This is a genomic window from Pseudoduganella dura, from assembly GCF_009727155.1.
Classification (GTDB): domain Bacteria; phylum Pseudomonadota; class Gammaproteobacteria; order Burkholderiales; family Burkholderiaceae_D; genus Rugamonas; species Rugamonas dura.
Map to the genome: position 1 here is coordinate 3,122,628 of NZ_WNWM01000002.1, position 23,604 is coordinate 3,146,231.

24 protein-coding genes are annotated in these 23,604 nt (G+C 67.7%); 10 read left to right on the forward strand and 14 right to left on the reverse strand.

What is annotated here, in order from left to right; all coding sequences use genetic code 11:
- The first annotated feature begins 18 nt into the window (after nt 1–18).
- On the forward strand, nt 19–297 hold the full coding sequence (locus GJV26_RS13660; RefSeq protein ID WP_155709281.1) for an acylphosphatase: 279 nt from the start codon (nt 19–21) through the stop codon (nt 295–297).
- Between the two features lie 98 nt (nt 298–395).
- Here the strand turns inward: GJV26_RS13660 and GJV26_RS13665 are convergent, their stop codons facing one another.
- Genes GJV26_RS13665 through GJV26_RS13680 form a run of 4 tightly spaced genes read right to left on the reverse strand, consistent with a single transcriptional unit; the run spans nt 396 to nt 6,479 of the window.
- The gene (locus tag GJV26_RS13665; RefSeq protein WP_155709282.1) at nt 396–3,530 is read right to left on the reverse strand and encodes an efflux RND transporter permease subunit; all 3,135 of its coding nucleotides are present in this window, start codon (nt 3,528–3,530) and stop codon (nt 396–398) included.
- A 9-nt stretch (nt 3,531–3,539) separates the two neighbouring features.
- Nucleotides 3,540–4,823, reverse strand: coding sequence for an efflux RND transporter periplasmic adaptor subunit (locus GJV26_RS13670; protein WP_173346202.1), 1,284 nt, complete (start codon nt 4,821–4,823; stop codon nt 3,540–3,542).
- A gap of 10 nt (nt 4,824–4,833) precedes the next feature.
- The gene (locus GJV26_RS13675) at nt 4,834–6,075 is read right to left on the reverse strand and encodes a TolC family protein (protein WP_155709284.1); all 1,242 of its coding nucleotides are present in this window, start codon (nt 6,073–6,075) and stop codon (nt 4,834–4,836) included.
- Nucleotides 6,076–6,122: 47 nt separating this feature from the next.
- Nucleotides 6,123–6,479, reverse strand: a complete 357-nt coding sequence (locus GJV26_RS13680; protein ID WP_155709285.1) for a hypothetical protein — start codon at nt 6,477–6,479, stop codon at nt 6,123–6,125.
- A 120-nt stretch (nt 6,480–6,599) separates the two neighbouring features.
- On the opposite strand from GJV26_RS13680, the gene GJV26_RS13685 reads away from it, so the two are divergent.
- Complete coding sequence (locus GJV26_RS13685; protein ID WP_155709286.1) at nt 6,600–7,100, forward strand: DUF1993 family protein; 501 nt, start codon at nt 6,600–6,602, stop codon at nt 7,098–7,100.
- Here the strand turns inward: GJV26_RS13685 and GJV26_RS13690 are convergent.
- The 4 genes from GJV26_RS13690 to GJV26_RS13705 form a co-directional block, all read right to left on the reverse strand.
- Nucleotides 7,064–8,500, reverse strand: coding sequence for an apolipoprotein N-acyltransferase (locus tag GJV26_RS13690; RefSeq protein WP_155709287.1), 1,437 nt, complete (start codon nt 8,498–8,500; stop codon nt 7,064–7,066). The genes GJV26_RS13685 and GJV26_RS13690 overlap by 37 nt on opposite strands.
- Nucleotides 8,497–9,324: an AraC family transcriptional regulator gene (locus GJV26_RS13695; protein WP_189441594.1), complete on the reverse strand. Its 828-nt coding sequence runs from the start codon at nt 9,322–9,324 to the stop codon at nt 8,497–8,499. Before GJV26_RS13695 ends, GJV26_RS13690 begins: the two co-directional genes overlap by 4 nt.
- A gap of 76 nt (nt 9,325–9,400) precedes the next feature.
- Nucleotides 9,401–9,772 carry a hypothetical protein gene (locus tag GJV26_RS13700; protein ID WP_155709289.1) on the reverse strand — a complete coding sequence of 124 codons (372 nt, stop codon included), beginning with the start codon at nt 9,770–9,772 and terminating at the stop codon, nt 9,401–9,403.
- Between the two features lie 191 nt (nt 9,773–9,963).
- Nucleotides 9,964–10,851: an AraC family transcriptional regulator gene (locus GJV26_RS13705; protein ID WP_155709290.1), complete on the reverse strand. Its 888-nt coding sequence runs from the start codon at nt 10,849–10,851 to the stop codon at nt 9,964–9,966.
- 138 nt (nt 10,852–10,989) lie between these two features.
- Between GJV26_RS13705 and GJV26_RS13710 the strand changes: the two genes are divergently transcribed.
- Entirely contained in the window at nt 10,990–11,745 is a 756-nt protein-coding gene (locus GJV26_RS13710) for an SDR family oxidoreductase (protein WP_155709291.1), read from the forward strand.
- A gap of 54 nt (nt 11,746–11,799) precedes the next feature.
- Here GJV26_RS13710 and GJV26_RS13715 read toward each other — a convergent pair whose 3' ends face one another.
- A complete protein-coding gene (locus GJV26_RS13715; protein WP_155709292.1) occupies nt 11,800–14,046 on the reverse strand; it encodes a TonB-dependent siderophore receptor in 2,247 nt (748 codons plus the stop codon).
- 241 nt (nt 14,047–14,287) lie between these two features.
- Here GJV26_RS13715 and GJV26_RS13720 point away from each other — a divergent pair, with 241 nt between their 5' ends.
- From GJV26_RS13720 to GJV26_RS13730, 3 genes are all read left to right on the forward strand, one after another.
- Entirely contained in the window at nt 14,288–14,992 is a 705-nt protein-coding gene (locus GJV26_RS13720) for a response regulator transcription factor (RefSeq protein ID WP_155709293.1), read from the forward strand.
- Nucleotides 14,985–16,217 (forward strand): sensor histidine kinase, encoded by a 1,233-nt coding sequence (locus GJV26_RS13725; protein WP_155709294.1) that lies wholly within the window; start codon nt 14,985–14,987, stop codon nt 16,215–16,217. Before GJV26_RS13720 ends, GJV26_RS13725 begins: the two co-directional genes overlap by 8 nt.
- A gap of 76 nt (nt 16,218–16,293) precedes the next feature.
- Nucleotides 16,294–17,163: a CE1 family esterase gene (locus GJV26_RS13730; protein WP_155709295.1), complete on the forward strand. Its 870-nt coding sequence runs from the start codon at nt 16,294–16,296 to the stop codon at nt 17,161–17,163.
- A 169-nt stretch (nt 17,164–17,332) separates the two neighbouring features.
- Here GJV26_RS13730 and GJV26_RS13735 read toward each other — a convergent pair whose 3' ends face one another.
- From GJV26_RS13735 to GJV26_RS13745, 3 genes are all read right to left on the reverse strand, one after another.
- Nucleotides 17,333–18,028, reverse strand: coding sequence for an outer membrane beta-barrel protein (locus tag GJV26_RS13735; RefSeq protein ID WP_155709296.1), 696 nt, complete (start codon nt 18,026–18,028; stop codon nt 17,333–17,335).
- A 192-nt stretch (nt 18,029–18,220) separates the two neighbouring features.
- Nucleotides 18,221–19,132, reverse strand: a complete 912-nt coding sequence (locus GJV26_RS13740; protein ID WP_155709297.1) for a LysR family transcriptional regulator — start codon at nt 19,130–19,132, stop codon at nt 18,221–18,223.
- Between the two features lie 11 nt (nt 19,133–19,143).
- A complete protein-coding gene (locus GJV26_RS13745; RefSeq protein ID WP_155712471.1) occupies nt 19,144–19,680 on the reverse strand; it encodes a DinB family protein in 537 nt (178 codons plus the stop codon).
- Nucleotides 19,681–19,903: 223 nt separating this feature from the next.
- Here GJV26_RS13745 and GJV26_RS13750 point away from each other — a divergent pair, with 223 nt between their 5' ends.
- Nucleotides 19,904–20,689: an SDR family oxidoreductase gene (locus GJV26_RS13750; protein ID WP_155709298.1), complete on the forward strand. Its 786-nt coding sequence runs from the start codon at nt 19,904–19,906 to the stop codon at nt 20,687–20,689.
- Nucleotides 20,690–20,742: 53 nt separating this feature from the next.
- Nucleotides 20,743–21,123, forward strand: a complete 381-nt coding sequence (locus GJV26_RS13755; RefSeq protein WP_155709299.1) for a nuclear transport factor 2 family protein — start codon at nt 20,743–20,745, stop codon at nt 21,121–21,123.
- A 6-nt stretch (nt 21,124–21,129) separates the two neighbouring features.
- Here the strand turns inward: GJV26_RS13755 and GJV26_RS13760 are convergent, their stop codons facing one another.
- Nucleotides 21,130–21,426, reverse strand: coding sequence for a hypothetical protein (locus tag GJV26_RS13760; protein ID WP_155709300.1), 297 nt, complete (start codon nt 21,424–21,426; stop codon nt 21,130–21,132).
- A 100-nt stretch (nt 21,427–21,526) separates the two neighbouring features.
- Between GJV26_RS13760 and GJV26_RS13765 the strand changes: the two genes are divergently transcribed.
- A complete protein-coding gene (locus GJV26_RS13765; protein ID WP_155709301.1) occupies nt 21,527–22,105 on the forward strand; it encodes a helix-turn-helix domain-containing protein in 579 nt (192 codons plus the stop codon).
- 12 nt (nt 22,106–22,117) lie between these two features.
- Here GJV26_RS13765 and GJV26_RS13770 read toward each other — a convergent pair whose 3' ends face one another.
- Nucleotides 22,118–23,293 (reverse strand): aminotransferase class V-fold PLP-dependent enzyme, encoded by a 1,176-nt coding sequence (locus GJV26_RS13770; RefSeq protein ID WP_173346203.1) that lies wholly within the window; start codon nt 23,291–23,293, stop codon nt 22,118–22,120.
- A 118-nt stretch (nt 23,294–23,411) separates the two neighbouring features.
- Between GJV26_RS13770 and GJV26_RS13775 the strand changes: the two genes are divergently transcribed.
- Nucleotides 23,412–23,603, forward strand: coding sequence for a hypothetical protein (locus tag GJV26_RS13775; RefSeq protein ID WP_155709303.1), 192 nt, complete (start codon nt 23,412–23,414; stop codon nt 23,601–23,603).
- Nucleotide 23,604 lies beyond the last annotated feature (1 nt).

Consider the following 23,604-nt stretch of genomic DNA (forward strand, 5'->3'; position numbering starts at 1 on the left):
CGCAAAGGTATCGACGACATGGCAACCCGGCTGATCATCGAAGGAACCGTCCAGGGCGTCGGCTTTCGCCAGGCGCTGAAGGCCGAGGCGAATGCCCTGGGGCTCGCCGGCTGGGTGTGCAACCGGCGCGATGGCACGGTGGAGGCATGCTTGCGGGGCGCGCAGGACGATGTGGAAGCCCTGGTGGCGTGGTCGCGGCACGGCCCGCCCGGCGCGCGCGTCACCGGCGTCACGCGCTTTGACGCGGACGATACGGAAATCGGCGGCAGCGGATTCCATATCGCCGGCACCCGCTAGGCTGCAGCGCTCTCCAGTCCGTGTCCACTTCGGTGCCTGACCCCGGGGTGGACACGGGCTGAACACGGGCTGAACAGTAAGCCGCTTGTTTCATCTCATCATTTCATCGCCTTGCGGTTCATCCACAGGTACAGCGCCGGCAGGATCAGCAGCGTCAGCGCCGTGGAGGACAGGATGCCGCCGATCACCACCGTGGCCAGCGGCCGCTGCACCTCGGCGCCCGTGCTGGTGGCCAGCGCCATCGGCAGGAAGCCCAGCGAGGCCACGAGCGCCGTCATCAGCACCGCCCGCAGCCGGCCCTGCGCGCCATCGCGCATCGCCTGTTCGGGCGGATAGCCCTGCTCGCGCAGCGAGCGCACGAACGACAGCATCACCAGCCCGTTCAGCACCGCCACGCCGGACAGCGCGATGAAGCCGATCGCCGCCGAGATCGACAGCGGCATGCCGCGCAGCCACAGCGCCAGCACGCCGCCGGTCATCGCGAATGGAATGCCGGTGAACACGAGCAGGCCGTCGCGCAGGCTGTTGAACATCAGGTACAGCAGCGCGAAGACGATGGCCAGCGCCAGCGGCACCACGATGGCCAGCCGCTGCGAGGCCTTTTCCAGGTTCTCGAACTGGCCGCCCAGGGTCAGCCAGGTGCCCGCCGGCAGTTTCACTTCCTTCAGCCCGCCCTTCAGGTCCGCCACGAACGAACCGAGGTCGCGCCCGCGCACGTTGGCCGTGACGACCACGCGCCGCTTGCCGTTCTCGCGGCTGACCTGGCTGGCTTCGGGCACGAACGTCAGCGTGGCGATTTCCGACAGCGGAATGCTCGATGAACGGCCATTGCCCGTGGACGAGGCGGCCGGCAGCGCGATCGGCAACTGCCGCAGCGTGTCCACGTCGTTGCGCAGTCCCTCCGGCAGGCGCACGGTGATGGCGAACCTGCGGTCGCCTTCGAACACCAGGCCCACGTCGCGCCCGCCCACCAGCGTGCCGAACGCTTCCTGCACGTCCGCCACGTTCAGGCCATAGCGCGCCGCCTTGATGCGGTCCACCTGCAGGGTCAGCGCCGGCAGGCCCTCGGTCTGCTCGATCTTTACTTCCGCCGCGCCGGGCAGCTTCTGCAGGCGCCGGGCCACCAGCTGCGCGGCGGCCTGCATCGTTTCCGGATCGTCGCCGAACACCTTCACGGCGACGTCGCTGCGCACGCCCGAAATGAGCTCGTTGAAGCGCAGCTGGATCGGCTGCGAGAACTCGTAGTTGTTGCCGGGAACGCGGTTGGCCGCCTGCGTGATGGCTTCCACCAACTCGGCGTGCGACTTGCGCGGCTTCGGCCAGTCCCGTTCCGGCCGCAGCATGATGTAGCTGTCCGCCGCGTTCGGCGGCATCGGGTCGGTCGCCACTTCGGAGGTGCCGATGCGGGCGAACATGCGTTCGATCTCCGGGAATTGCTGCAGCAGCGCGCGTTCCAGCCGCTGCTGCATCTGTACCGACTGCTGCAGGCTGGTGCCGGGTATGCGCATCGTCAGCACGGCCAGGTCGCCCTCGTTCAGGTTCGGCGCGAACTCGGTGCCGAGCCGCGTCGCCAGCACGCCGGAGAGCAGCACGGCCAGCGCGGCGAACGTCAGCGCCACCGGCCGGTTGCGCAGTACCCAGTCGAGCGCCGGCGCATACAGGTCGCGCGCCCCGCGCATGATGCGGCTGTCGTGCTCGGCCACCGGCTTCGTGACGAACAGCGCCACCGCGGCCGGCACGAACGTCACCGACAGGACCATCGCCGCCACCAGCGCCATCACCACCGTGACCGCCATCGGGTGGAACATGCGCCCCTCGATGCCCGACAGCGCGAAGATCGGCAGGTACACCGTCATGATGATCAGCTGGCCGAACAGCAGTGGCCGGCGCGCTTCCGCGGCGGCGGCGGCCACTTCGGCGAAGCGTTCCTCGCGCGTCAGCGCCCTGCCCGCCGCAGCCTGCGCATGGGCGAGCCGGCGGATGCAGTTCTCCACGATCACCACGGCGCCGTCGATGATGATGCCGAAATCCAGCGCGCCCAGGCTCATCAGGTTGGCGCTGACGCCCGCCTGCACCATGCCGGTAAACACCATCAGCATCGTCAGCGGGATCACCAGCGCGGTGATCAGCGCGGCGCGCAAATTACCGAGGAAAAAGAACAGGATCGCGATCACCAGCAACGCGCCTTCGGCCAGGTTGTCGCGCACCGTGTCGATCGCCTTGTTGACGAGCACCGAGCGGTCGTAGACGGGCAAGGCCTGCACGCCGGCCGGCAGCGAGCGGTTGATGTCTTCCAGCCGGTGGCGCGCGGCATCGGCCACGCTGCGGCTGTTCTGGCCGATCAGCATGAACACGGCGCCCAGCACCACCTCGCGGCCATTCTCGGTGGCCGCGCCGGTGCGCAGTTCGCGGCCCAGCTCCACGTCCGCCACGTCGCGCACGCGGATCGGCGCGCCCTGCACCACGTCGAGCACGATGTTGCGGATTTCTTCCAGCGTGCGCAGCTGGCCCGGCGTGCGCACCACGAACTGCTCGCCGCCCCGCTCGATGTAGCCGGCTCCGGCATTGCCGTTGTTGCGGTCGAGCGCCGTGACCAGTTGCGCGAGACCGAGGCCATGCGCGGCCAGCCGGTCCATGTCCGGCGCCACCTGGAATTCCTTCTCGTAGCCGCCGATCGTGTTGATCTCGGTAACGCCGGCCACGCCGCGCAATTGCGGCGCCACCACCCAGTCCTGGATCTCGCGCAGGTCGGTCGGGGTGTACGGCGTGCCGTCCGGCTTGCGGGCGCCCTCCTTCGCCTCGACCGTCCAGTAGAAGATTTCACCGAGCCCGGTGGCGATCGGTCCCAGCGAAGGTTCCATGCCCGGCGGCAGTTGCGACCGGGCCTGCTGCAGCCGCTCGCCCACGAGCTGGCGGGCGAAGTAGATATCGGTGCCGTCGCGGAACACGACCGTCACCTGCGACAGGCCGTATTTCGACAGCGAACGTGTCTGCTCCAGCCCTGGCAGGCCGTTCATCAAGGTCTCGATCGGGAACGTGATGCGCTGCTCGACCTCCACCGGCGAATAGCCCGGCGCCGGCACGTTGACCTGCACCTGCACGTTGGTGATGTCCGGCACCGCGTCGATCGGCAGCATCCGGTAGCTGTGGACGCCGAGGGCGGCCAGGCACAGCACCGCAAACACGACGAGCCAGCGCCGCGCGATGACCGCGGCAATCAGTTTCTGGTACATGGCGGCCCCTTAGTGATCGTGCTCGGCTTCGGACTTGCCGAGATCGGCCTTCAGCAGGTAGCTGCCTGACGCGGCATAGCGGCTGCCGGCGGCGAGACCCTTGACGATCTCGGTACGCCGCCCGTCGGACCGCCCGGTGACGACGGTACGCGCCTCGAAGCCGCCCGGCGTGCGCACGAATACCACGCTGCGCTCGTGGATCGTCTGCACCGCGTCGAAGGCCACGGTCACGGCCGCATCGCCCTGCCGGCCCATCAGGTCGACGGTGGCCAGCATGCCGGGCCGCAGCCGCATGCCGGGGTTCGGCAGCACGATGCGGGCCGTGGCCATGCGCGTGGTCTCGCCCAGCACCGGGCCGACGAACGATACGGTGCCGCGCACGGCTTCGGCCAGCGCGGTCGCCGTCACCGTGGCCGGCATGCCGGCTTCCACCTGCGCCAGGCTGCCCGACGGCACCGCAGCTTCGATCCATACGCGGCCCAGGTCGGCGATGGTCAGCAGCGGCTGGGTGCCATCGGACGCCATGCCCGCAACGGCGGGCCGTTCGATCACCACGCCGGCCAGCGGCGCATGGAGGATGACGGCGGCGCCGCCCGACGCCGCGATGCCCAGCGCGGCCAGGCGCTGGCGTGCGGCATCGGCCTGCACCTGCGCCTCGCCGAACGCGGCCTGGGCGATATCGAGGTCCTGCCGGGCCGAGATGCGCTCGTCCCACAGCCTGCGCTCGCGTTCCACCACCGTGCGGGCCAGCTGCAGCCGCTGCGCCGCGGCGGCGGCATCGGCGCGCCACTGCGCCACTTCCGCGATCTGCAGCGTGACCAGGCCCTGGCCCTTGCGCACCACGCTGCCCGGCGACACCAGCACCGACTGCACCATGCCGCGTGCCGGTGCAGCGACGGCGACGGTGCGTTCCGCATCGGCGCGCACCTGCGCGGGCAGGTGCAGCGTTTCGCGCAGGCTGGCCGGCTGCGCGGCGTCGATGCCGATGCCGTTGGCCTTGATCTGCGCTTCGGTCATCGCGATCGCATCGGTGGCCGCGGCCGCCGGGGCGGATTCGGCGTGGCGGTCGTCGTGGCCGTGCGAATCCTCGTGCTCCTTGTGGCCGGCCGCCGCCTCGCCGCTGCCGTGCCCGTGCTCTTTTCCGGTCTCCTTCCCGGTGCCGTGCTCCTGTTCGTGCGCGTGCCCGTTTTCCTCGTGTTCGGTGCCGGCGGGCTGCCGCAACAGCATCAGCGCGGCCAGCATTGCGGCCACCACGCACATCAGCGCGATCGCCAGTTTCTGTTTTCTCGTCATCTCGTTCTCTTCAATCGGGTTGTGCGGGGCCGGCCAGGCGCTCGATCGCGGCGTGGGCACGCCATGCGTCGAGCATTGCCTGCCACTGGCGGGAACGGGCCTGGAACAGCGTGCGCTGGGCATCGAGCACGTCGAGGAAGGTGAACTTGCCGTATTCGAATCCCTTCAGGCTCAGCTCGTGGACCGAGCGTGCTTCGGGCACCACGTCGTGCTCCAGCAGCAGGGCTTCGCCGCGGGCCTGGCCGAAGCGCAGGCGGGCGGCCGCGAGGTCGGTCCGCGCCGCCAGTTCGGCCGCTTCCAGTTCCGCCCTGGCGCCGTCCGAGCGGGCCATGGCGGCGGCCAGGTTGCCTCCGTTGCGGTCGAACAGCGGCAACGGGATCGCCAGCCCGACCACCGCCTGGCGGTGCGCCAGCTGGTCGTCGCGCTGGCTGCCGATGGTGAGCGTGACGTCCGGCACGCGGGCCGCGCGCTCGGCATCGGCCTGCGCATTGCGCAACGCAAGCTGCTGGCGTGCACGGCGCACGGAGAGCGCCCCGGCCGCGCGTTGCAGCAGCGCCGGCAGCGGTTCCACGGCCGGCAGCGTGGCGACGGCGCCGCCGGCCAGTTCGCGTGCTTCGAGCGATTCGCCGGTCAGTGCGCCGAGGGCGTTGCGGGCGATCGCCAGGTCGGCCGCGGCGCGTTCGAGTTCGACGCGGGCATCGGCCTGTGCCACCCGCGCCTTGCTCGCTTCCACCGGCGAGACCTTGCCGGCCGCTACCCGGCCGGCAACCGCTTCCAGGCTCTTGCCGGAAAGTTCCAGCGTGGCCTGCGCGAGCTGCCGGCGCTCCTGCGCGATCAGCGTGGTGTAGAACGCATCGATGACATCGGCACGCAGCGCCTGCCGCCGCAGCGCGTGGTCGCTGCGGGCGAGATCGAGCGCGCCCTGCGCCACCGCCACGCGGGCTTGCCGCTTGCCGCCCAGTTCGAGGGGTTGATTGACCTGCACGGTGGTGGTCCGGGTGCCGGCGCGGTGGCCTTCGCGCAGGTAGGCCAGTTCGGGATTGGGCAGGCGGCCGGCCTGCTCGACGGCGGCGGCGCCGGCGCTGGCTTCGTGCGCGGCGGCACGCAGGGCGGGATGACGCTCGACGGCCAGCGCGATGGCGGCCGGCAGGTCGAGCGGAATGGCCGTGGCCGGCTCGGCGCCCGCGGCGATGCCGCAGGCGAGTGCCAGTACCACGGCCGGGACGAATCGTCGTCCGGGCGGGATGAACATGGGTGCTCCTGATGGATGGATCTGATCAGGCGAGCCGAATGAAATGGCTAGATGGCCTGCGCCTGGCTGGAGAGGGCGGTGTGCGGCCACTGCGGCCGTTCGGGACGGCCGGGGCTATGGGAGGTCAATGCGGGGCTGGCCGGTGCATGGGCGGGCGCTGTGTCGTGCAGCGCCGGGATCACGGCGATGGCGGATGGAAAACTGATCGTGTGCACGAACACGCAGGCGGCACAGTGCGGATCGCTGGCGCCGCCATGTTCGTCGCCGGCGTCGAACACGGGCTGCGCTTCCACCGCATGGTGGGTCACGCCTTGCGGCGTGGTCATGCAGCAGCGGTCCGCCATCGCCAGGGCAACCTGGAATGGATAGATCAGCAACAGCATGATGAGGATCCAGCGGCGCATGGTTCGATTCGACGGATGGTACCGGCCATGAGTGTCGGCTTCAGTACCAGCCATAAGTATCAGCTATAAGATCAGCTATGATACCTGTCATCGCCTCGCCGGCAAACAGGAGCCTGTCGCATGCTTGCGCCATCCCGCGTTTTCCTGCATTACCTGGACCGCCTGGACCACCTGTTGCAACGTGTCGCGGCCTTCGATCCGGCCGTGGCGGGCAACCGCCTGCATCCGGACATGGCACCGCTGCTGCAACAGGCCCGCACCGCCATCGGCTTCACGCTGCGCGTCAGTTGCCCGCTGGCGGGGCGCGACATCGTCTCGTTCCAGGGCGAAGACTTCACGCTGGACGGCGTGCGCGGCGAGCTGGCGCAGGCCGCCGCCTGGCTGGCCGCGTTGCCTGCCGATGCATTCGACGGCATGGCGGGAGTGCAGGTGGACACGGTGGCGGGTTTTGCCGGACTGCGCTTCGACGGGCCGGATTACTTTTTACTGTACGGCCTGCCCAATTTCTTCTTCCATTACGGCATGGCCTACGCGATTGCAAGGCAGGCCGGCGTGCCGGTCGGCAAAGCCGATTTCGACGGCTTTCACGCGTACCCGGCGGGCTTTTCCTTTCCCGCATGACGTAAGCCACGCCACTGCAACAGCATCAGCAGCGCGGCCCCGGTGCACAGCCAGCCGAACCAGTCGCCGGTGCGGGCGTACAGCGTGTCGACCCGCGCCGCCGGCACGGTTGCCAGCAGCGTTGCGCCGGGCAGCGGCGCCGAGCGGGTTTCGGCCGTCACGCGGCCATACGCATCGGTCACGGTCAGCAGGCCGTCGCGCGCGGCGCGCACCATCGCGAAGCCGCTTTCCACGCCACGCAGCGCCGACAACCGCGCCGCATAACGCGCATCCAGGTTGAAATCCCAGGCCGGCACCAGCATCGCCTGCGCATGGCGCCGGCCATAGGCACGGCCCATGCCGGCGAAATGCATGTCCTTGCAGATCGCCAGGCCGTAGGCGGTGTCGCCGATGGGGCGCACGTCGTATCCCGTGCCGGGCAGGAATTCGCGCTCCGGCGGTGCCATGTGGTGTTTCACGTAGCTGGCGTCGCGCCTTCCATCGGGCCCGAACAGCCACGCCAGGTTGTGCTTGCGGCCGTTGTCGTCGGTGCCGATGCCGGCCACCAGCCATACGCGGTTGCGGGCCGCCAGCGAGCCCAGGCGCTGCGACAGCCGCGCGGCGGCATCCGGTGCCACGACCGCGATCTTTTCCGGCAGCACGACGATGCGGGCACCCTGCGCGGCCAGCGCGTTCACGTGGCGTTCGTACTGCGCCCAGATGCGCTCGACCTGCGCCTCCGGCACGCGCGGGCCGATGAAATCGTCGATCGCGGCCAGGCCGATGCGGTCGCCGGCGATGGGCGCCGGGGCGGGAATGCGGACGTAACCGAAGGCGAAGATGGCGGCAACGAGCGCCAGTGTGCAGCCGGCCGGCACCTTCATCGCCGACCAGCCGCGCACCGCTGCCAGTGCGATCACGGCGGGGACCAGCGCCACCGCGAACACCAGCCCGGCGACTCCGGTCAGCGAGACGACCTGCACGGCGGGCGCGAAGTCCGCCTGCGAATACGCCAGGCTGCCCCAGTTGCCGTCCGGGTGCAGGGTCGCCAGCAGCGTGTCGACCGCGCACCACAGCAGCGGGTAAGCCAGCACGGACCATGCGGACGCGGTGCGCAGCATCACGTGCCGCGCCAGCAGGCTCACCAGCACCCACGCCAGCGCCAGCAGCACCGTCACCAGCGCGGCGACCGGTAGCGGCATCACCAGCGAAAAATAGGAAAACAGGCCGCCCGAAGCGATCAGCCCCGCCAGCAGCGCGAGTCCGCGTGCCGCTCCGGTGCTGCTGCGAAGTGCGGCGATCAATACGGGCGCGGGTGCGATCCACGCCAGCCACCACACCGGTTCGAGGCCGAAGGCAAGGCGCATGGCGATGCCGCCCGCGACCGCCAGCGCCACGCTGGTGATGAGCCGGCGCTTCATCGGGCCGCCACCGGGATCCAGATTTCCACGCCGCCTTCGCCGGTGGCCACGTCGAAGCGTCCGTCATAGCGTTCGAAGTCCGGGCCGCCCAGCGCGCGCAGGCCCGAAGCCGGCAGCCAGCGGTCGTAGATCGCGCGCCACGTCATGCGGATCGCCGCGATGTGGCCGGGGTGGAAGAAGACGGCGTAGTGCCGCGCCGGGATCGCCAGCGCCACGAGCCCGGCAGGCGCCCTGCCGGCGATCTCGATGCCGCACAGGTAATCGAATGCGCCGCCGTCCGCTTCGATGCACACGCCGTATTCGTTCGATCCGACCAGGCAGGCGGGCACCGGGTGGCCGGCCAGCCGCTGCCATTGCGCGGGAATGCCGGCGGCGGTTTCGTGGCTGTAGCGTTCGCGCAGGCCGGCCACGGTCAATGCGGGCCGTTCGACCAGCCGGGGAGCCGCGAGGACGAGGTCGCCGCCGTGGTCGAGCCGCAGCGCCCGCACCAGGTCCAGCCCTTCGCAATGGCCCCGGGCGCGCAGCGCTTCCGGCGTGAGGCCGAACTGTTCGCGAAATGCCCGTGTAAATGCTTCATGGGAGCCATAGCCGGCGTCGAGGGCGACCGCGAGGATGTCGGGCGCGCCATCGGCCAGCGCCAGCGCGGCTTGCGTGATGCGCCTTGCACGCAGGTAGCGCATCAGCGTGCGGCCCGTGGCCAGGCCGAACGCGCGCGTCAGGTGGAAGCGCGACGCCTCGCAGGCGGCCGCCACGTCATCGAGCGACAGGTCGGCACGGGCGGAATTGTTTTCGATATACCACAGCGCTTTGGCAACGATGCTCACGGCGGCTCCATGCATTCATTGAGCGCACTCTAGCATTCCCCGCCAGGGCGGACTTGACCGGAATTGCGGTGACCGGTCAGGGCATGCGCGCGAACGCGAGGAACAGCCAGGCCACGGTGATGACGACCATGCCCGTCACGGTCACGCACGACCAGGTGAAGAACCAGGCCGACAGCAGCGTGGCCTGCACCACCTTCTCGAACAGGATGCCAAGGCCGAAGTCGCACACGGCCAGCACCGACCAGCGCCGCAGGTAGACGGGCAGGTAGCGGCTCATGCGCTGGTTGTGCTGGCGTGCCGCATGCCGCTCGAACAGGTCGCGCGCGGCGTTCACATCGCGGAACAGCCAGTCGAAGAACAGGAAACGGTACAGCAGCTGGCCGAACGACAGCTCCGGGTTCTGCTCGGGTTCGGGCGGGGCTGGCAGTGGCTGGGGCTCGCTCGTCATGATCGGCGATCAGGATGGTTGAGAAGTGACCGGGGAAAAGATGAAAACACGCACGGCTGGGCGCATGGACGATACTAAGTCGAATTCGTCCGCAACACCAATTGCCGCGTCAATCGTGCTCGCGGTGGGTGGGTGGAAGAGCGGGTGAAAGAGCGGGTGGATGAGCGGCTGGATGCGGGCTGGACCGTACGCTATGCCGGCTGCAGGCGCTCCCGTGCCGCCCGGGTATCGCGCACCGGCGTGGTGCCGAACAGCCGGCCATATTCGCGGGTGAACTGGGGCACGCTTTCATATCCCACCGTAAAAGCCGCGGTGCTGGCGGAGGCGCCTTCGCCCAGCATCAGCCGGCGTGCCTCGATCAGCCGCAGCTGCTTCTGGAATTGCAGCGGAGACAGCGATGTCAGCGCCCGAAAATGCTGGTGGAACGACGAGGGGCTCATGCCCGCTATTTCCGCCAGGCGTTCCACGGGCAATGCACGGGCGAAATCCGTGCGCAGCAGTGCCACGGCGCGCGCTACCCGCTGTGCCGGCCCGTTCGGCCAGCCGAGCCGCCGCAGCGCCGGCCCGTGCCGCCCTGCGAGCAGCCAGTAATGCAGCTCGCGTACCAGCTGGGCGTGCAGTACCGGCACGGCGTCGGGGCGGTCGAGCAGGTGGAGCAGCCGCCGCGCGGTATCGGCCACTTCCGTATCGGTGGTATCCACGCGCACCGGCACGTGCGCGTCATCCGGCGCGGCGCCCATCTGCACCCCCAGCTCGGCGATGACGGCCTGATCGAGTTCCAGCACGAGCGACAGGTAGGGCGCGGCCAGGCTGGCAGCGGTGATCTGGCTGACGATCGGCACGTCCGCGGTGATCAGCAGCGATTCGCCGGCACTGAAATCCACCGAGGTGGTGCCCATCGTTACGTTCTTGGCGCCCTGCACCACAAGGCAGACGATCGGCTTCGAAATCGCATGCTGCAAGCCGCTGGGCGCGAATGCGCGCACGGCCAGCAGGCCGGGAATGGCGGAGCGGGCCAGTCCGCTGGCATCGGCATGGGAGTCGGCATGGCGGCGTACCGCGTCGAGCAGGGTATCCATGGCATCAGCGTAACCCGAAAACGGCAGGGCGGCGTGGAATTGGAGGATCAGGCAAAAAAACCGTTCCTTCGTGAAATTGCGCTGGCACGCGCGGGACCATCATGGCGGCTCCCAACCACGCATCGTCAAGGAGCCAGCATGACCACGATTACCCTCATTACCGGCGCCAGCCGCGGCCTGGGCCGCAATACGGCACTCAGCATCGCCCGGGCCGGCGGCGACGTCATCATCACGTACCAGAGCCGTGCCGAGGATGCGCAGGCCGTTGTCGCCGAGATCGCGGCACTGGGCCGCAAGGCCGTGGCGTTCCAGCTGGACAGCGGCAATATCGGCAGCTTTGCCTCGTTCGTGCAACAGTTACGCGGCACGCTGCGCGAAACGTGGGGCCGCGACAGGTTCGACCATCTCGTCAACAATGCCGGCCACGGCGAACACGCGGCGCTGACGGACACCACCGAGGCCCAGTTCGACCGGCTGGTGGACGTGCATTTCAAGGGCGTGTTCTTCCTGACGGCGGCGCTGCTGCCGCTGCTGGCCGATGGCGGCCGCATCGTCAACCTGTCGTCCGGACTGACGCGGCTCACCATTCCAGGGTATGCCGCCTATGCGGCAATGAAGGGCGCCGTGGAAGTGATGACGCGCTACATGGCAAAGGAATTCGGCGCGCGCGGCATCGCTGTCAACACGGTGGCGCCGGGCGCCATCGAAACGGATTTCGGCGGCGGCGCCGTGCGCGACAATCCGGACCTGAACCGGATGCTGGCGCAAATGACCGCGCTGGGCCGCGTGGGCGTGGCCGACGACATCGGCCCGATGATCGCCGGCCTGCTGGCACCGGGCAACCGCTGGGTGACGGGCCAGCGGATCGAGGTTTCGGGGGGCCAGGCCCTCTGATCCGGGCGGCCAGGCTCTCCGATCCGGGCGGCCAGGCTCTCCGATCCGAGCGGCTTACAGGCTGGCGCGCAGCGACAGCGTGACGTTGCGCGGATCGCCGTAGTAGTAGCTGATGCCGGTCGGCGCGAACTTCTTGTAATACACCTTGTCGAACAGGTTCTCGACGTTCAGCTGCAGCGCGTAGCGGTCGCTGAACCGGTAGTTCGCCATCGCGTTGAAGATCGAATAGCCGCCCTGGCGCACCGTCAGGCCGCCGGCGGTCACGTAGGTATCGTTCTGCGTGCGCACGCCACCGCCCAGCGTCAGGCCCTGCAGCGCGCCGTCGAAGCGGTAGCTGGAGAACACGTTGACCTTGTGGCGCGGATCGATCGTGCGCAGCGGCAGGCCCGTGTTGGCGCTGCTGGTATCGGTGATGTATTTCGTACGCGTGTTGGTATAGCCGGCCTGCACCTGCCAGCCCGGCAGGATCTCGCCGGCCAGTTCCAGTTCCCAGCCCCTGCTCTGCGTTTTTCCGCCGGCCACGCGGCAAAAGCCGGTGGTGTAGTACGGCGCGCACGGATTGGCCGACGTGGGGTCCTCGACCGCCTTGCCCTCGTTGGTGATGTGGAAGATGCCGGCCGAGGCCGTCAGTTTGCCGCCGAAGAAATCGCCCTTCACGCCCGCTTCGTAGTCCTCGCCGCGGATCGGCTGCAGGATGTTGCCGTTGACATCCTTCACGTTCTGCGGCGTGAAGATTTCCGTGTAGCTCAGGTAGGCGTTCAGGTTACGGTTGAAGTCGTATACCAGGCCGGCGAACGGCGTGGCCTCGCGCTCGATCCTGTAGTTGCTGGCCGGCGTGCGCGGCACCTCGTATTCCCACCACGACAGGCGGCCGCCGACGAGCAGCGTCAGCGGATCGGCGACCGACAGCCGCGCCGTGCCGAACACGCCCTTCTGGCGCGTGTAGTTCGGGTTGGCGCTGCCCGGGGTCGCCACATCGCGCTCGGCATAGGTGCCGTACGGGTCGAAGGTGCGGATATCCACGACCTGCGGGTACAGGCTGCCCTGGCCCCAGCTGTCGATCGATTCGGTGCGCAGCGCCTCGCCGCCCACGATCAGCTCGTGCTTGCGGCCGAACAGCGTGAACGGGCCGCTGGCCACCGCGTTGACGACCTTCTGCGTGCTCTCGGCGCCGGTGTACTGGGCCGAGGCCACGCTCATCAGGTAAGGATTGGTGGTGCCGGCCACCCGCGTGAAATACGATTGCTTGAAGCCGCCGTTCTTCAGCGCCAGGTGCACCCAGGCGGCGCCGACCCTGGCCGTCCAGCCGTTGTCGAAGCGGTGCTCGATCTCGGCGAACGCTTCGTCGTTGTAGCGGTTCCAGCGGTTCCAGTCCACGCCCAGGTAGGTGTCGCGCGGCAGGTACAGCGGCGAACCGTCGAGGTTGCCGGGCATGCCGCCCCAGGCGCCGGTGGCGTCCAGGTCGGTGTGCTGCAGGCTGGCGGTCAGCGTGGTCTTCGGCGCGAGGTCGTATTCCACCACGCCGTACAGCACTTCGCGTTTTTCCTGCTTGGCCTTCTGGAAGAATTCCTTCTCGTCCGCCACCACCACGGCACGTGCGCGCAGCGTGCCCGATGCGTTGAGCGCGCCGGAAACGTCGCCTTCCACGCGGTGGCGGTCCCAGCGGCCGACAGTCGCCACCGCGGATGCCTGGAATTCCCGCGTCGGCCGCTTGCGCACCATGTTCACCGTGGCCGACGGGTTGCCCGAACCGCGCAGCATGCCCGAGGCGCCGCGCAGCACTTCCACGCGGTCCAGCACGGCCGTATCGGGCTGCACGAAGGCCGAGCCGCTCTGGCTGAACGTGATCCCGTCGACCTGCAGCGCATCGATCTGGTAGCCGCGCGAGTGGTACGTGACGCGTTCGCTGTCGGTGTAGTCGACCGACACGCCCGGCGTGTTCTGCAGCACGTCGTGCAGGTCGAGGAAATTGCGGTCGTCCAGCAGCTGGCGGGTGATCACGGTGACCGGCTGCGGGATGTCGCGCACCGTCTCGAAACCTTTCATCACGCTGGCCTTGCGGCTGGCCAGCGAACCGGTGTTTTCGGTGTTGTTGTCCATCGTGCCCGTCACGGTCACCGTTTGCAGCGTGGTTTCCGCCTCCGCCGGCGGCGCCGCGGGCGCCACTTCCTCCGCCGCATGCAGCGCCAGCGGGTAAGCCAGCGACAGGCTTGCGCACAGCAGGGTCAGCCCGGTGCCGCGCCTCCCGGATTGCTGGCGGAACGGGTGCGGGGCGGGGCTTGCTGCGCGATCGGGAAACATGACAACTCCTGTGCTGGGGGCGGAAAGACGAATGAAATGCGAATGAAATGCGAATGGGAATGAGAATCAATCTCAATGATAGCGTGGAAGCTGCCGGCCTGTCGATGCCCCTTTCCGGGGATTGCCTGTTTCCTTCCGCGCAGTGTGCGGCGCCGGCACGCGCGCATTGCCACCACTCCACTGCCCTGCTACTGTTCGATGCCCGTGCCTGGCGACGACGAACGCATGACCACATGACCCGATGACGAACCGCAGCGCCCTGACCATCCTGGTGGTGGAAGACCATCCGACGATCGCCCGCCAGGTCGTGCAGTTCCTCGACGGCCTGAAGTGGCAGACCGACCATGCCGCCACCGGCGCGCTCGCCATCGAACTGGCCACGCGCGAAAGCTACGACGTGGTGCTGCTCGACCTGAACCTGCCCGACATGGATGGCCTGGACGTGTGCCGCGCGATCAAGGCGCGGGCGCCGCGCAACGTGCCGGTACTGATGCTGACCGCCCGCGATGCGTTCGAAGACAAGGCCCGCGGCTTCCATGGCGGCGCCGACGATTACCTGACCAAGCCGTTCGACCTGCGCGAGCTTGCGCTGCGCTGCGAAGCACTGGCGCGGCGCGGGCAACTGCACGTGGGCCAGGAGCTGAGCGTCGGTCCGCTCACGCTGCTGCCGCGTGACCGGCGCGCCCTGTGCCACGGCATGCCCGTCACGCTGACACAAGCCGGTTTCAGGATCCTGTTCACGCTGTGCACCGCGCATCCGCATGCCGTTTCCCGGTCCGCGCTGATGCACGAGCTGTGGGGCACCAATCCGCCGGACAGCGATGCACTCAAGTCGCACATCTATGCGCTGCGCAGGCAACTGGCGCTGGCCGGCGCGCCGGACATCATCGGCACCATTCCGCAGCTCGGCTACAGGCTGCAACCTGCCGCGGCCGCCGATGTTTAAGTCGATCCGGCATGGCCTGTTCGCCGCGCTGGCCGGTTTCACGGTGCTGATCTGCGTTGCCTATACCGGGCTCGCGCTGGTTATTTCCTATGTGACCGAAGACATGCTGGTCGACCGGCTGCTGGAACGGGAAGCGGCCGCCATGGGGGCGCATTTCCGCCTGCATGGCGCGATCGGGCAGCCAGGTATCGACCTCATCCGTGTCTACAGCGGCAGTGAGGCGTTGCCTCCGCTTGCGCGTGAAACGATCGCGGCCGGCAAGCAGCGTGCCGAGATCTTCACGGACACCGGCCATCACTATCACCTCCGCACGCTCGACCTGCGCGGGGCGGGCGGCGTGCGACGCGTCTACCTGCTGGCCGATGTCGGCCCCCTGCTGGTGGTGTCGAAACTCTTCCAGGACATCGGCGGCATGCTGGTCTCGGTAGCGCTCGGGCTGATCGCGCTGGCGCTGCTGCTGGCCTGGCTGTTGTCGCGCCGGCTGGTCTCCCCGCTCCAGGTGCTGGCGAATGAAGTGCGCAGCCTCGCGCCGGATATGCCCGATACGCCGGTCGTTTTCAGCGCCCGCGGACGCCGCGATGAAATCGGCTACCTGGCCGACAAGCTCGGCACCACGATCGCCGACCTGCACGCCGCGCTGCGCCGCGAGCATGCGTTTGCGCGCGACGTCAGCCATGAATTGCGCACGCCGCTTACCGTGATGAACAATACGCTGGCCCAGGCGTCCTCGCGGCCGCTGGAGCGGCACGAGGCCGCGCAACTGCAGACCGGCCTGGACGAGATGCGCAATACCATCGAGGTGCTGTTTGCGCTGGCGCGCGCCGGGCATATCGCCAGCGAGGTGTTCGACCTGCGCGGCTGTATCGAGGAAAGCCTGCTGCGCCTGCTGGACGACGTCGCCTGGCGCGACGACCGGCTGGTGCTCGACCTGCCCGACCGGCTCGAGGTGGCCGGCAACCGCCATCTGGCCACGCTGCTCGTCAATAACTGCCTCGGCAATGCGCTGTTCCATGGCATGCCCGGCGCGCCGCTGCGGGTGTCGTTCGCCGACGGTGTGCTGAGCATGGCCAATGCGGTCGATCCGGGCCGGGCCGGCACGACGCAGGGTTTCCTGCATGGCCAGAACCTGCTCCAGCGCATCGCCGGGGCCATGGGGTGGGAACTGGGCTTTCATCCCGGCGCAACGGCTTACCGTGTCGATATCGTGCCGCTGCGCGCGCCCTGAAACCGGCCGGATTTCACCGGGGTTTCACCACCGGTTTCCTATCCTGCGTACTGGCCAACTTTCTCCATGTACGCACATGAAAATCCTCGTCAGCCTCCTCGTTCTCGCCAGTACCGCCTTGCCGGCGTCCGCGCAGGTGAAGTCACTCTTGCACAAGGAGGAAAAGCGCCGCTACCTCGTCTACACCCCGCCGGCCTATGCCGCCCAGCCCCACAAGGCCTTCCCAGTCGTGTTCAACTTCCATGGTGGCGGCATGACCATGGCAGAACAGATGCTGTACACGCAGATGAACCGCGCGGCGGACCGCCACGGCTTCATCGTCGTCTACCCGGCGGGCATCAAGCAGGACTGGAACGTCGGCTTCGGCATGCCGTACCTGGAAGGCACCGACGATATCGGCTTCACCGCGGCGCTGCTGGACAGGCTCCGGCAGGATTACCGCGTCGACAGCGCGCGCGTGTATGCCACCGGCCTGTCGCGCGGCGGCTTTTTCGCGCTGCGCATCGCTGCCGAGTTGCCGCATGCGTTCGCCGCCGTGGCATCGGTGGGCGCGCCGATGCCCGAACCCGTGGTACGGCACCATGCGAAACCCGGCAACATCGGCGTGCTCCTGCTGCACGGCACGGCGGACCAGGTGGTGGCCTACGGCGGCAAGCCGGCCGGGTACCTGTCCGCCGAGGAGACCTACAGCTATTGGCTGAAACGGAACGGCGGGGCGGCCGGAGCAAGCCGCGTCATCGACAGCGACACCGGCGACGGCACGCAGGTGGCCTGGATCGAGGGCGGCAATGGACAGCAGAGCGTGGCATTGGCGACGATCAGGGAAGGCGGCCACACATGGCCCGGCGCCGATCCGTTCAACGTGGGCCTGCCGATCGGGAAAACGACGCGCGATATCGATGCCAATGACGTGATCTGGCAGTTCTTCGACAGGCACCGCCGCTAGTGTCCTGAGTCAGAGATTCGTTGAATAAATTAGACGAGAATCGCCCCGATGCGGCGTTGAAAATACCCGGAAAGGCCCCGGCCTTACCGGGCATTTCCGCCTTGCCTCGAGACGATTTCGTCAAATTTATTTGTCAACGAACTTCTAACTCAGGACACTAGGCCGCGAATCAGAAGCCCATTTTCAGGTTGGCTCTCACGCTGTCGGAGTTGGCGGAATTTCCCCATGTCTTGGCGGCATCGCCATGGCGGCCATATTGGGCATCGACCGTGGTTGTGCCGTCGACCCTGTATTGCGCCCCCGCGCCAAGGTAGCGGCCGGTATCGGATTGGTCCCTGGCGTGCACGCCGGACGGCTTGCCGGCACGGGCTTGCATCAGTTGCGCCTGGTTTTCCGGCGCCTTCTTCGCATCCTCTCCTTTCAACGCACTGTAGGCGATGCCCACCTTGCCGTAGAGATCGAGCCTGTCGGTCAGCGGGACCGTGTACCTGGCGGCGAGATGGCTGCTGAAGCTGCTGGAACCGAGCGCGCCGGACATGTTTTCCCGGCCAGGATCGATGCGGTGGAAACCACGGTCATACAGGTGGACGTAACCGGCTTCGATGGCCACGTGCGGAAACAGTTCATAGCCGCCGAGCAGCCGCGGGTCGGTCTTGAAAAGCCCCTGGAAGGCCTGGTCGTTGAGGCTGGACGCCTGGTTCCCTCCATATGCGCGCGGATAGGGCCGGTAAGCCTTGTCGAACGATTCCTGCATGGACGACCGCTTCGAAGTGGCGTAAGTATCCGGTGCTCCCTCCACGACCTGGGCTTGCACCGAACCGGCAAAAAAGATCGCTGCCGCACAGGCCAGACAATGTGGTTTCATGGTTCCTCCCTATGAATTCCCGTGCCAGCCACTAGCCGTATCATTCGGCCCCGCACTGGCATCGGGCCGCCATACTGGCATGTTCTTGCATTATTGGAAAGTGCTTAGCAAGCGAGTGGCAGCAGGTAGCAAATGAGTAGCAAGTGAGTAGCAAGTGAGTAGCAAGTGGGTGGCAAGTGAACTGGCAATCCTTCACAAGCGCCATGCCGGCCGCGACAGGTGCTCGGCAAAAAACGCGCCCAGCACCTCGATCTTGGCGGGCCGCGCCCGCGCCGACGGCGTGACGAAATACAGCCCGCCCAACGGCATCGACCAGTCCGCGAGAATCGGCACCAGGCGGCCATCCCGTACGTAGTCGGCCGCGATGAATTCAGGCAGGTCGCAAATGGCCAGGCCGGCGAGCACGGTGGGGAGCAGCGCATCGGCGTTCGTCACCCGCAGCGGTCCGTGGGGACGTACGCTCGTCTCTTCGCCGGCGGCGCTGGTGAACCGCCAGGTGTCGCTGCGGGCGCGGTATGCGTAACCCAGGCAGGCATGCGCATGCAGCTCGGCAGGATGGGCGGGCGTGCCATGCCGTTCGAGGTAGGCCGGCGCGGCGACGACCAGCCGTGCCACCGGCGCCAGCTTGCGCGCCACCAGCGACGAATCGGGCAGCACGGCGATGCGCAGCGCGGCATCGAAGCCATCGCCGACGATGTCCACCGTGGCATCGGAAAGATGCAGGTCGATCTGCACTTCCGGATACCGCCGGAAGAATTCCGGCAGCAGCGGCGCCACCCAGCGCAGGCCGAACGACATCGGCACCGCCAGCCGCACCAGCCCGCGCGGCTGCGCCGATTGTTCGCGCGCCGCGCCTTCCGCCTCTTCCGCCAGCCGGAACACCTCGCCGGCACGTTCGGCCAGCGATGCGCCGAATTCGGTCAGCGCCAGCTGGCGCGACGTGCGGTTCAGCAACCGCGCGCCGAGTCGCTCTTCCAGCCGCGCCACGGCGCGCGACACCGTTGCCACCGACACGCCGAGCGCGCGCGCGGCACCGGCAAACGAGCGTTCCTCGGCCACCTTGGCGAACAGCGCCAGGCCTTCGAAATCGGGAATCTTCGACATCGGCTATGCCTTCATCCCAGGTCCGGCACGATTTCCAGCAGATCCGTGACGCCGACATCGATGCCGGCCTGTGTCAGCAGCGTGCTGGCCTGGCCACGGTGATGGGTCTGGTGGTTGAAGAAGTGCAGCAGCAGGCTGCCGAAGTGCTTGCGGTGCGCGATGCCTTTGCTGTTGCGGTAGACCAGTGGCGCTTCCAGGTCGGCGCTTTGCAGCTGGGCCGCCAGCGCGGTGATGATGCCGTCCAGCTGCTCGCGGTGGCCTTGCAGCGTCCGCAGGTCGTTGCCGAAGCTCTGTGTCAGCGACGCCGGCGCCGGTTGTCCACGCAACGCATCGAGCGCGGGGAAGGCGGCCGGGTGAAGTGCAAAGCGCGTCAGCCAGATCGTGTCGCCGGCCACCAGGTGGTTCATCGTGCCCAGCAGGGAGCCGAAGAACGCGCCGCGATCCCGTGCCAGCGCTTCGGCCGGCAGCCGGGCGGCGGCGGCATACAGCTTGCGGTTCATGCCCGCGTTGTAGGCGGCAAGCAGGACGATATCTTCGCGGGTCGGCATGGCGATGTTCACGGTGGCGGCTGGACGGATCTCCATTCTAACCGGGCTGGACATGCAGTCGATCGTGGCTCGACCGCCTTGGCGGGCAGTGCCGGCCCTGCAGCATGGGAGAGGTTTGATATCGACAATTTTGCAATGATGGTTTGCGATAGTTGCTGTTTTAGTTCGTCCGAGACATCGATAAGATCCTTGCATCGCACTTCAACTTATCAAGGAGCTGACCATGAATTCCACTGCCACCACCGCTGCTACCACCACTGCAAAACTGCAAGGCAAGATCGCTGTCGTTACCGGCGGCACCTCGGGCATCGGCCTGGCCACCGCGAAACGTTTCGCCGCCGAAGGCGCGCAGGTGATCGTCACCGGCCGCCGCCAGGCCGAACTCGATGCCGCCGTCGACGCGATCGGCCATGGCGCCACCGGGCAGCGCGTGGATTCGTCGAAGCTGGCCGACCTGGATGCCTTCTACGAACGCATCGGCGCCGCCCACGGCCGCATCGACGTGCTGTTCACGAACGCGGGTGGCGGCGACATGCTGCCGCTGGGCCAGATCACCGAGCAGCAATACGACGACACGTTCGACCGCAACGTGAAAGGCGTGCTGTTCACCGTGCAGAAGGCGCTGCCGCTGCTGTCGCAAGGCGCGTCGGTGATCCTCACGGGTTCCACGGCCGCCAACATGGGTACCGCGGCATTCTCCGTCTACGCCGCCTCCAAGGCCGCCGTGCGTTCGTTCGCCCGCAACTGGATCCTCGATACGAAGGAGCGCGGCATCCGCATCAACACCGTCGTGCCGGGCCCGATCCGCACGCCGGGCCTGGTCGAGCTGGCCGGCACCGATGCGCAGGCGCAGCAAGGCCTGCTGGACTATCTTGCCACGCAGATCCCGCTGGGCCGCGTGGGCGAGCCGGATGAAGTGGCGAAAGCGGTGACGTTCCTCGCCTCGGACGATGCCAGCTTCGTCAACGGCACCGAACTGTACGTGGACGGCGGCCAGGCCCAGGTCTGATCGCCATGGCTGCCGGCTGGTGCCGGCAGCAATTCAACTTCCAGGAGAACACCATGAAAACCGCCCCGCAACTGCTGAACGACTACCTTGCTTCGATCCAGGACCCGCAAGCCGCCGGCGCCCTGTTCGCCGACGACGGCGTGCTGGAACTGCCGTACCTGAAATCGGCCCGCGCCCAGGGCCCGGAAGCGATCGCCGCCTTCATCGGCGGGCTGCTGAAGAACGTGCCGGACTTCCGCTTCCACGACATCCGGATGTTCATCGAGACCGACGACCAGGCATTTGCCGAGTACAGCGTGGAGGCGAAAGTGCTGTCGACCGGGAAGACCTACCGGCAGACCTATGCGGGGCGGCTGGTGGCCGAGAACGGCAAGATCAAGCTGCTGCGGGAAGCGCTCGATACGGTGGCGGCGGCCGAGGCGTTCAGCGCGTGATGCCGGTCAGGATGCCGCCTTCAGCCAGTCGCGCCCTTTCTGGTCCAGCGCGGCGGCAATGATTTCCGGCGGCAGGCTGTAAACCGTGGCCCAGGTGGCGCGGCCATCCGCGGCATTGGACGGGAAGCTCGTCGTTTCGATCGGCCAGTGGTATTTGCGCTTGAGCGCCCGCACGATCGCGGCCAGCGTGACACGCCCGCGCAGCGGCTCGGTGCCGGCCTGGTCGGCATTGGACAGCAGCACGGCGAGAACGGCGCCACGGGCGGTGCGGGGGCCGGGAAAGACGGGAGTTTTGCGGGGCATGCCGCCATTGTAGTGGCAGGACCGGTCGGGCGGCGCCCCGCCTGCCCGGTGATGCCTGCTTCGTGATGCCCGCACCGTCCCGCCCTGTATACTCGCCGGCATGGATATCAATCAGATCATTGCCCAGCGTTTGCGCGAACTGCGCGGCGCCCGCGGCCTGTCGCTGGCCGTGCTGGCCGAACGCAGCGGCGTCAGCCGTTCCAACATCTCGCTGATCGAACGCGGCGAAAGCAGCGCCACCGCCACCGTGCTCGACAAGCTGGCCGCCGCCCTGGCCGTGCCGGTCGCCTCGCTGTTCGAGAAACCGGCCGATGCCACGTCGCCCGTCGCGCGCGCCGGCGACCAGCCGGTATGGACCGACCCGGGCTCGGGCTACGTGCGCCGTACCCTGTCGCCGGCCATGCATTCGCCGATCCAGCTGGTCGAGGTGAGCTTTCCGCCGGGCGCGCGGGTGGCCTATGAAACGTCGATACGCGACATCGACATCGACCGGCAGATGTGGATGATCGAGGGGACGATGGAAATCACGCTCGGCGACGCGCACTGGGTACTGACCGCCGGCGACTGCCTCGTCATACGGCTCGACGAGCCGATCACCTACCACAACCCCACCGACCAGCCGGCGCGCTACCTGATCGCGCAGGTCACGCAGGCGCACAAAGCCAAGGCGGAAAAATAGCTGGTTACGTGGTCACCGGCTTGCCAGCGCGCGGATCGCCGCCACCAGCGCGTCCAAGTCCGCCGGCGCGGTGTACAGGTGCGGCGTCACGCGCACGCATTCCTCGTCGCCAATGCCGCGCACCACGGTGAAGATGCGGTGTTCGTCCATCAGGCGTGCGGCCACGGTGCGCGCCGGGATGCCGTCGATGCCGAACGATGCCAGCGCGCCATGGCGGCACGCATCGCGCGGCGTAAACAGGCGGACCCCTTCGATCCCGCGCACGCGGTCCATCCAGTAGCCGGCAAGGTAGCGCAGCCGCGCTTCCTTGTTGCGCGTGCCGATCGCCTCATGGAAGCGCAGCGCATCCTCGACCGCCAGGATCGGCGCCGGCGGTATCGCGCTGAAGTGCCCCAGCTTCGCCATGTCGCCGGGCGCGTGGCCAATGTCGCCGAACAGCGGGGCGATATCGGCGATGCGGTTCCTGGCGATATACAGCAGCCCCGTGCCGAGCGGCGCGCCGACCCATTTATGCAGGTTGAACGCCGCGAACTCGGTGCCCAGTTCGGGCACCATGTAGTCGATATGGGCCAGCGAATGCGCGGCATCGACGATGACATCGATCCCGCGACCGCGTGCCATCGCCGCGATCTTCGCCACCGGCATGATCTGCCCGGTGCGGTGGACCACGTGGGTGACGAGCAGGAGCCGCGTGCGCTGCGTGATTGCCCTCTCGTATAACGCCACGATCGCATCGTCGCTCGTCGGGTCGAGCGGCACGTCGATGGTGGCCAGCTCTAGTGCCTTGCGTTGCGCGAGCATGCCGAACGTGTCGATGACGCTGTCGTAGTCATGCCGCGCCAGCAGCACCACATCGCCCGCCGCGAACGGATATCCCTGGATCAGGATGTTCAGCGACTCCATCGCATTGCGGGTGATCAGCAGCTCGTCGCGGCCGGCCCCGGTAAACGCGGCCAGCGCCGCCATCACGCGTTCCAGGCGCTCCGGAAAGCGCACGCGCATGAAATAGGAATTCTCGCGATCCACCTGTTCCTGGTAACGCCGGAATGCTTCCTGCACCGGGATGGCCGGCAGGCCGAAGTAGCCGTTTTCCAGGTTGATGAAGTCGGGCGATGGCGCGTACCGGGCGCGGATGCTGTCCCAGTAGTGTTCGTCGTCCGGGGCAATGGGGGCGGTTTGCTGGGGCAAGGCAGGCTCCTGCGCAGGTTGAAAGGTGTGTTTAAAATCCAGTATACAAGATAAATTAATCCGGTATACTGGATTTCATGGGGCGCTGGCCAGGCCCCTGACTCACCGAGGAGAGAAGATGAGCAAGAATGCCACCGCGCGCCCGCCGCACCCTGATGAGAGGACTTCCGGCTTTGGCCAGCGTTCGAAACCGCCCGTTCCCAGTCCGGTATTGGAAGGTATTGTGCAGGAAGCTCCGCCGGCCCCGGCAGTGAGCCGCACGGTTGGCACGGAGGTGAGGAAGATGCTGGCGCTGATCTCGATCCGCTGAG

What these genes read in the sequence shown, in the direction of transcription:
- GJV26_RS13710 (WP_155709291.1), top strand. Translation starts at nt 10,990, where the DNA reads ATGACCACGATTACCCTCATTACCGGCGCCAGCCGCGGCCTGGGCCGC.
- GJV26_RS13745 (WP_155712471.1), bottom strand. Translation starts at nt 19,680, where the DNA reads ATGCCGACCCGCGAAGATATCGTCCTGCTTGCCGCCTACAACGCGGGC.
- GJV26_RS13700 (WP_155709289.1), bottom strand. Translation starts at nt 9,772, where the DNA reads ATGACGAGCGAGCCCCAGCCACTGCCAGCCCCGCCCGAACCCGAGCAG.
- GJV26_RS13660 (WP_155709281.1), top strand. Translation starts at nt 19, where the DNA reads ATGGCAACCCGGCTGATCATCGAAGGAACCGTCCAGGGCGTCGGCTTT.
- GJV26_RS13670 (WP_173346202.1), bottom strand. Translation starts at nt 4,823, where the DNA reads ATGACGAGAAAACAGAAACTGGCGATCGCGCTGATGTGCGTGGTGGCC.
- GJV26_RS13750 (WP_155709298.1), top strand. Translation starts at nt 19,904, where the DNA reads ATGAATTCCACTGCCACCACCGCTGCTACCACCACTGCAAAACTGCAA.
- GJV26_RS13715 (WP_155709292.1), bottom strand. Translation starts at nt 14,046, where the DNA reads ATGTTTCCCGATCGCGCAGCAAGCCCCGCCCCGCACCCGTTCCGCCAG.
- GJV26_RS13705 (WP_155709290.1), bottom strand. Translation starts at nt 10,851, where the DNA reads ATGGATACCCTGCTCGACGCGGTACGCCGCCATGCCGACTCCCATGCC.
- GJV26_RS13725 (WP_155709294.1), top strand. Translation starts at nt 14,985, where the DNA reads ATGTTTAAGTCGATCCGGCATGGCCTGTTCGCCGCGCTGGCCGGTTTC.
- GJV26_RS13675 (WP_155709284.1), bottom strand. Translation starts at nt 6,075, where the DNA reads ATGTTCATCCCGCCCGGACGACGATTCGTCCCGGCCGTGGTACTGGCA.
- GJV26_RS13680 (WP_155709285.1), bottom strand. Translation starts at nt 6,479, where the DNA reads ATGCGCCGCTGGATCCTCATCATGCTGTTGCTGATCTATCCATTCCAG.
- GJV26_RS13665 (WP_155709282.1), bottom strand. Translation starts at nt 3,530, where the DNA reads ATGTACCAGAAACTGATTGCCGCGGTCATCGCGCGGCGCTGGCTCGTC.
- GJV26_RS13765 (WP_155709301.1), top strand. Translation starts at nt 21,527, where the DNA reads ATGGATATCAATCAGATCATTGCCCAGCGTTTGCGCGAACTGCGCGGC.
- GJV26_RS13720 (WP_155709293.1), top strand. Translation starts at nt 14,288, where the DNA reads ATGACGAACCGCAGCGCCCTGACCATCCTGGTGGTGGAAGACCATCCG.
- GJV26_RS13685 (WP_155709286.1), top strand. Translation starts at nt 6,600, where the DNA reads ATGCTTGCGCCATCCCGCGTTTTCCTGCATTACCTGGACCGCCTGGAC.
- GJV26_RS13775 (WP_155709303.1), top strand. Translation starts at nt 23,412, where the DNA reads ATGAGCAAGAATGCCACCGCGCGCCCGCCGCACCCTGATGAGAGGACT.
- GJV26_RS13760 (WP_155709300.1), bottom strand. Translation starts at nt 21,426, where the DNA reads ATGCCCCGCAAAACTCCCGTCTTTCCCGGCCCCCGCACCGCCCGTGGC.
- GJV26_RS13690 (WP_155709287.1), bottom strand. Translation starts at nt 8,500, where the DNA reads ATGAAGCGCCGGCTCATCACCAGCGTGGCGCTGGCGGTCGCGGGCGGC.
- GJV26_RS13730 (WP_155709295.1), top strand. Translation starts at nt 16,294, where the DNA reads ATGAAAATCCTCGTCAGCCTCCTCGTTCTCGCCAGTACCGCCTTGCCG.
- GJV26_RS13740 (WP_155709297.1), bottom strand. Translation starts at nt 19,132, where the DNA reads ATGTCGAAGATTCCCGATTTCGAAGGCCTGGCGCTGTTCGCCAAGGTG.
- GJV26_RS13735 (WP_155709296.1), bottom strand. Translation starts at nt 18,028, where the DNA reads ATGAAACCACATTGTCTGGCCTGTGCGGCAGCGATCTTTTTTGCCGGT.
- GJV26_RS13755 (WP_155709299.1), top strand. Translation starts at nt 20,743, where the DNA reads ATGAAAACCGCCCCGCAACTGCTGAACGACTACCTTGCTTCGATCCAG.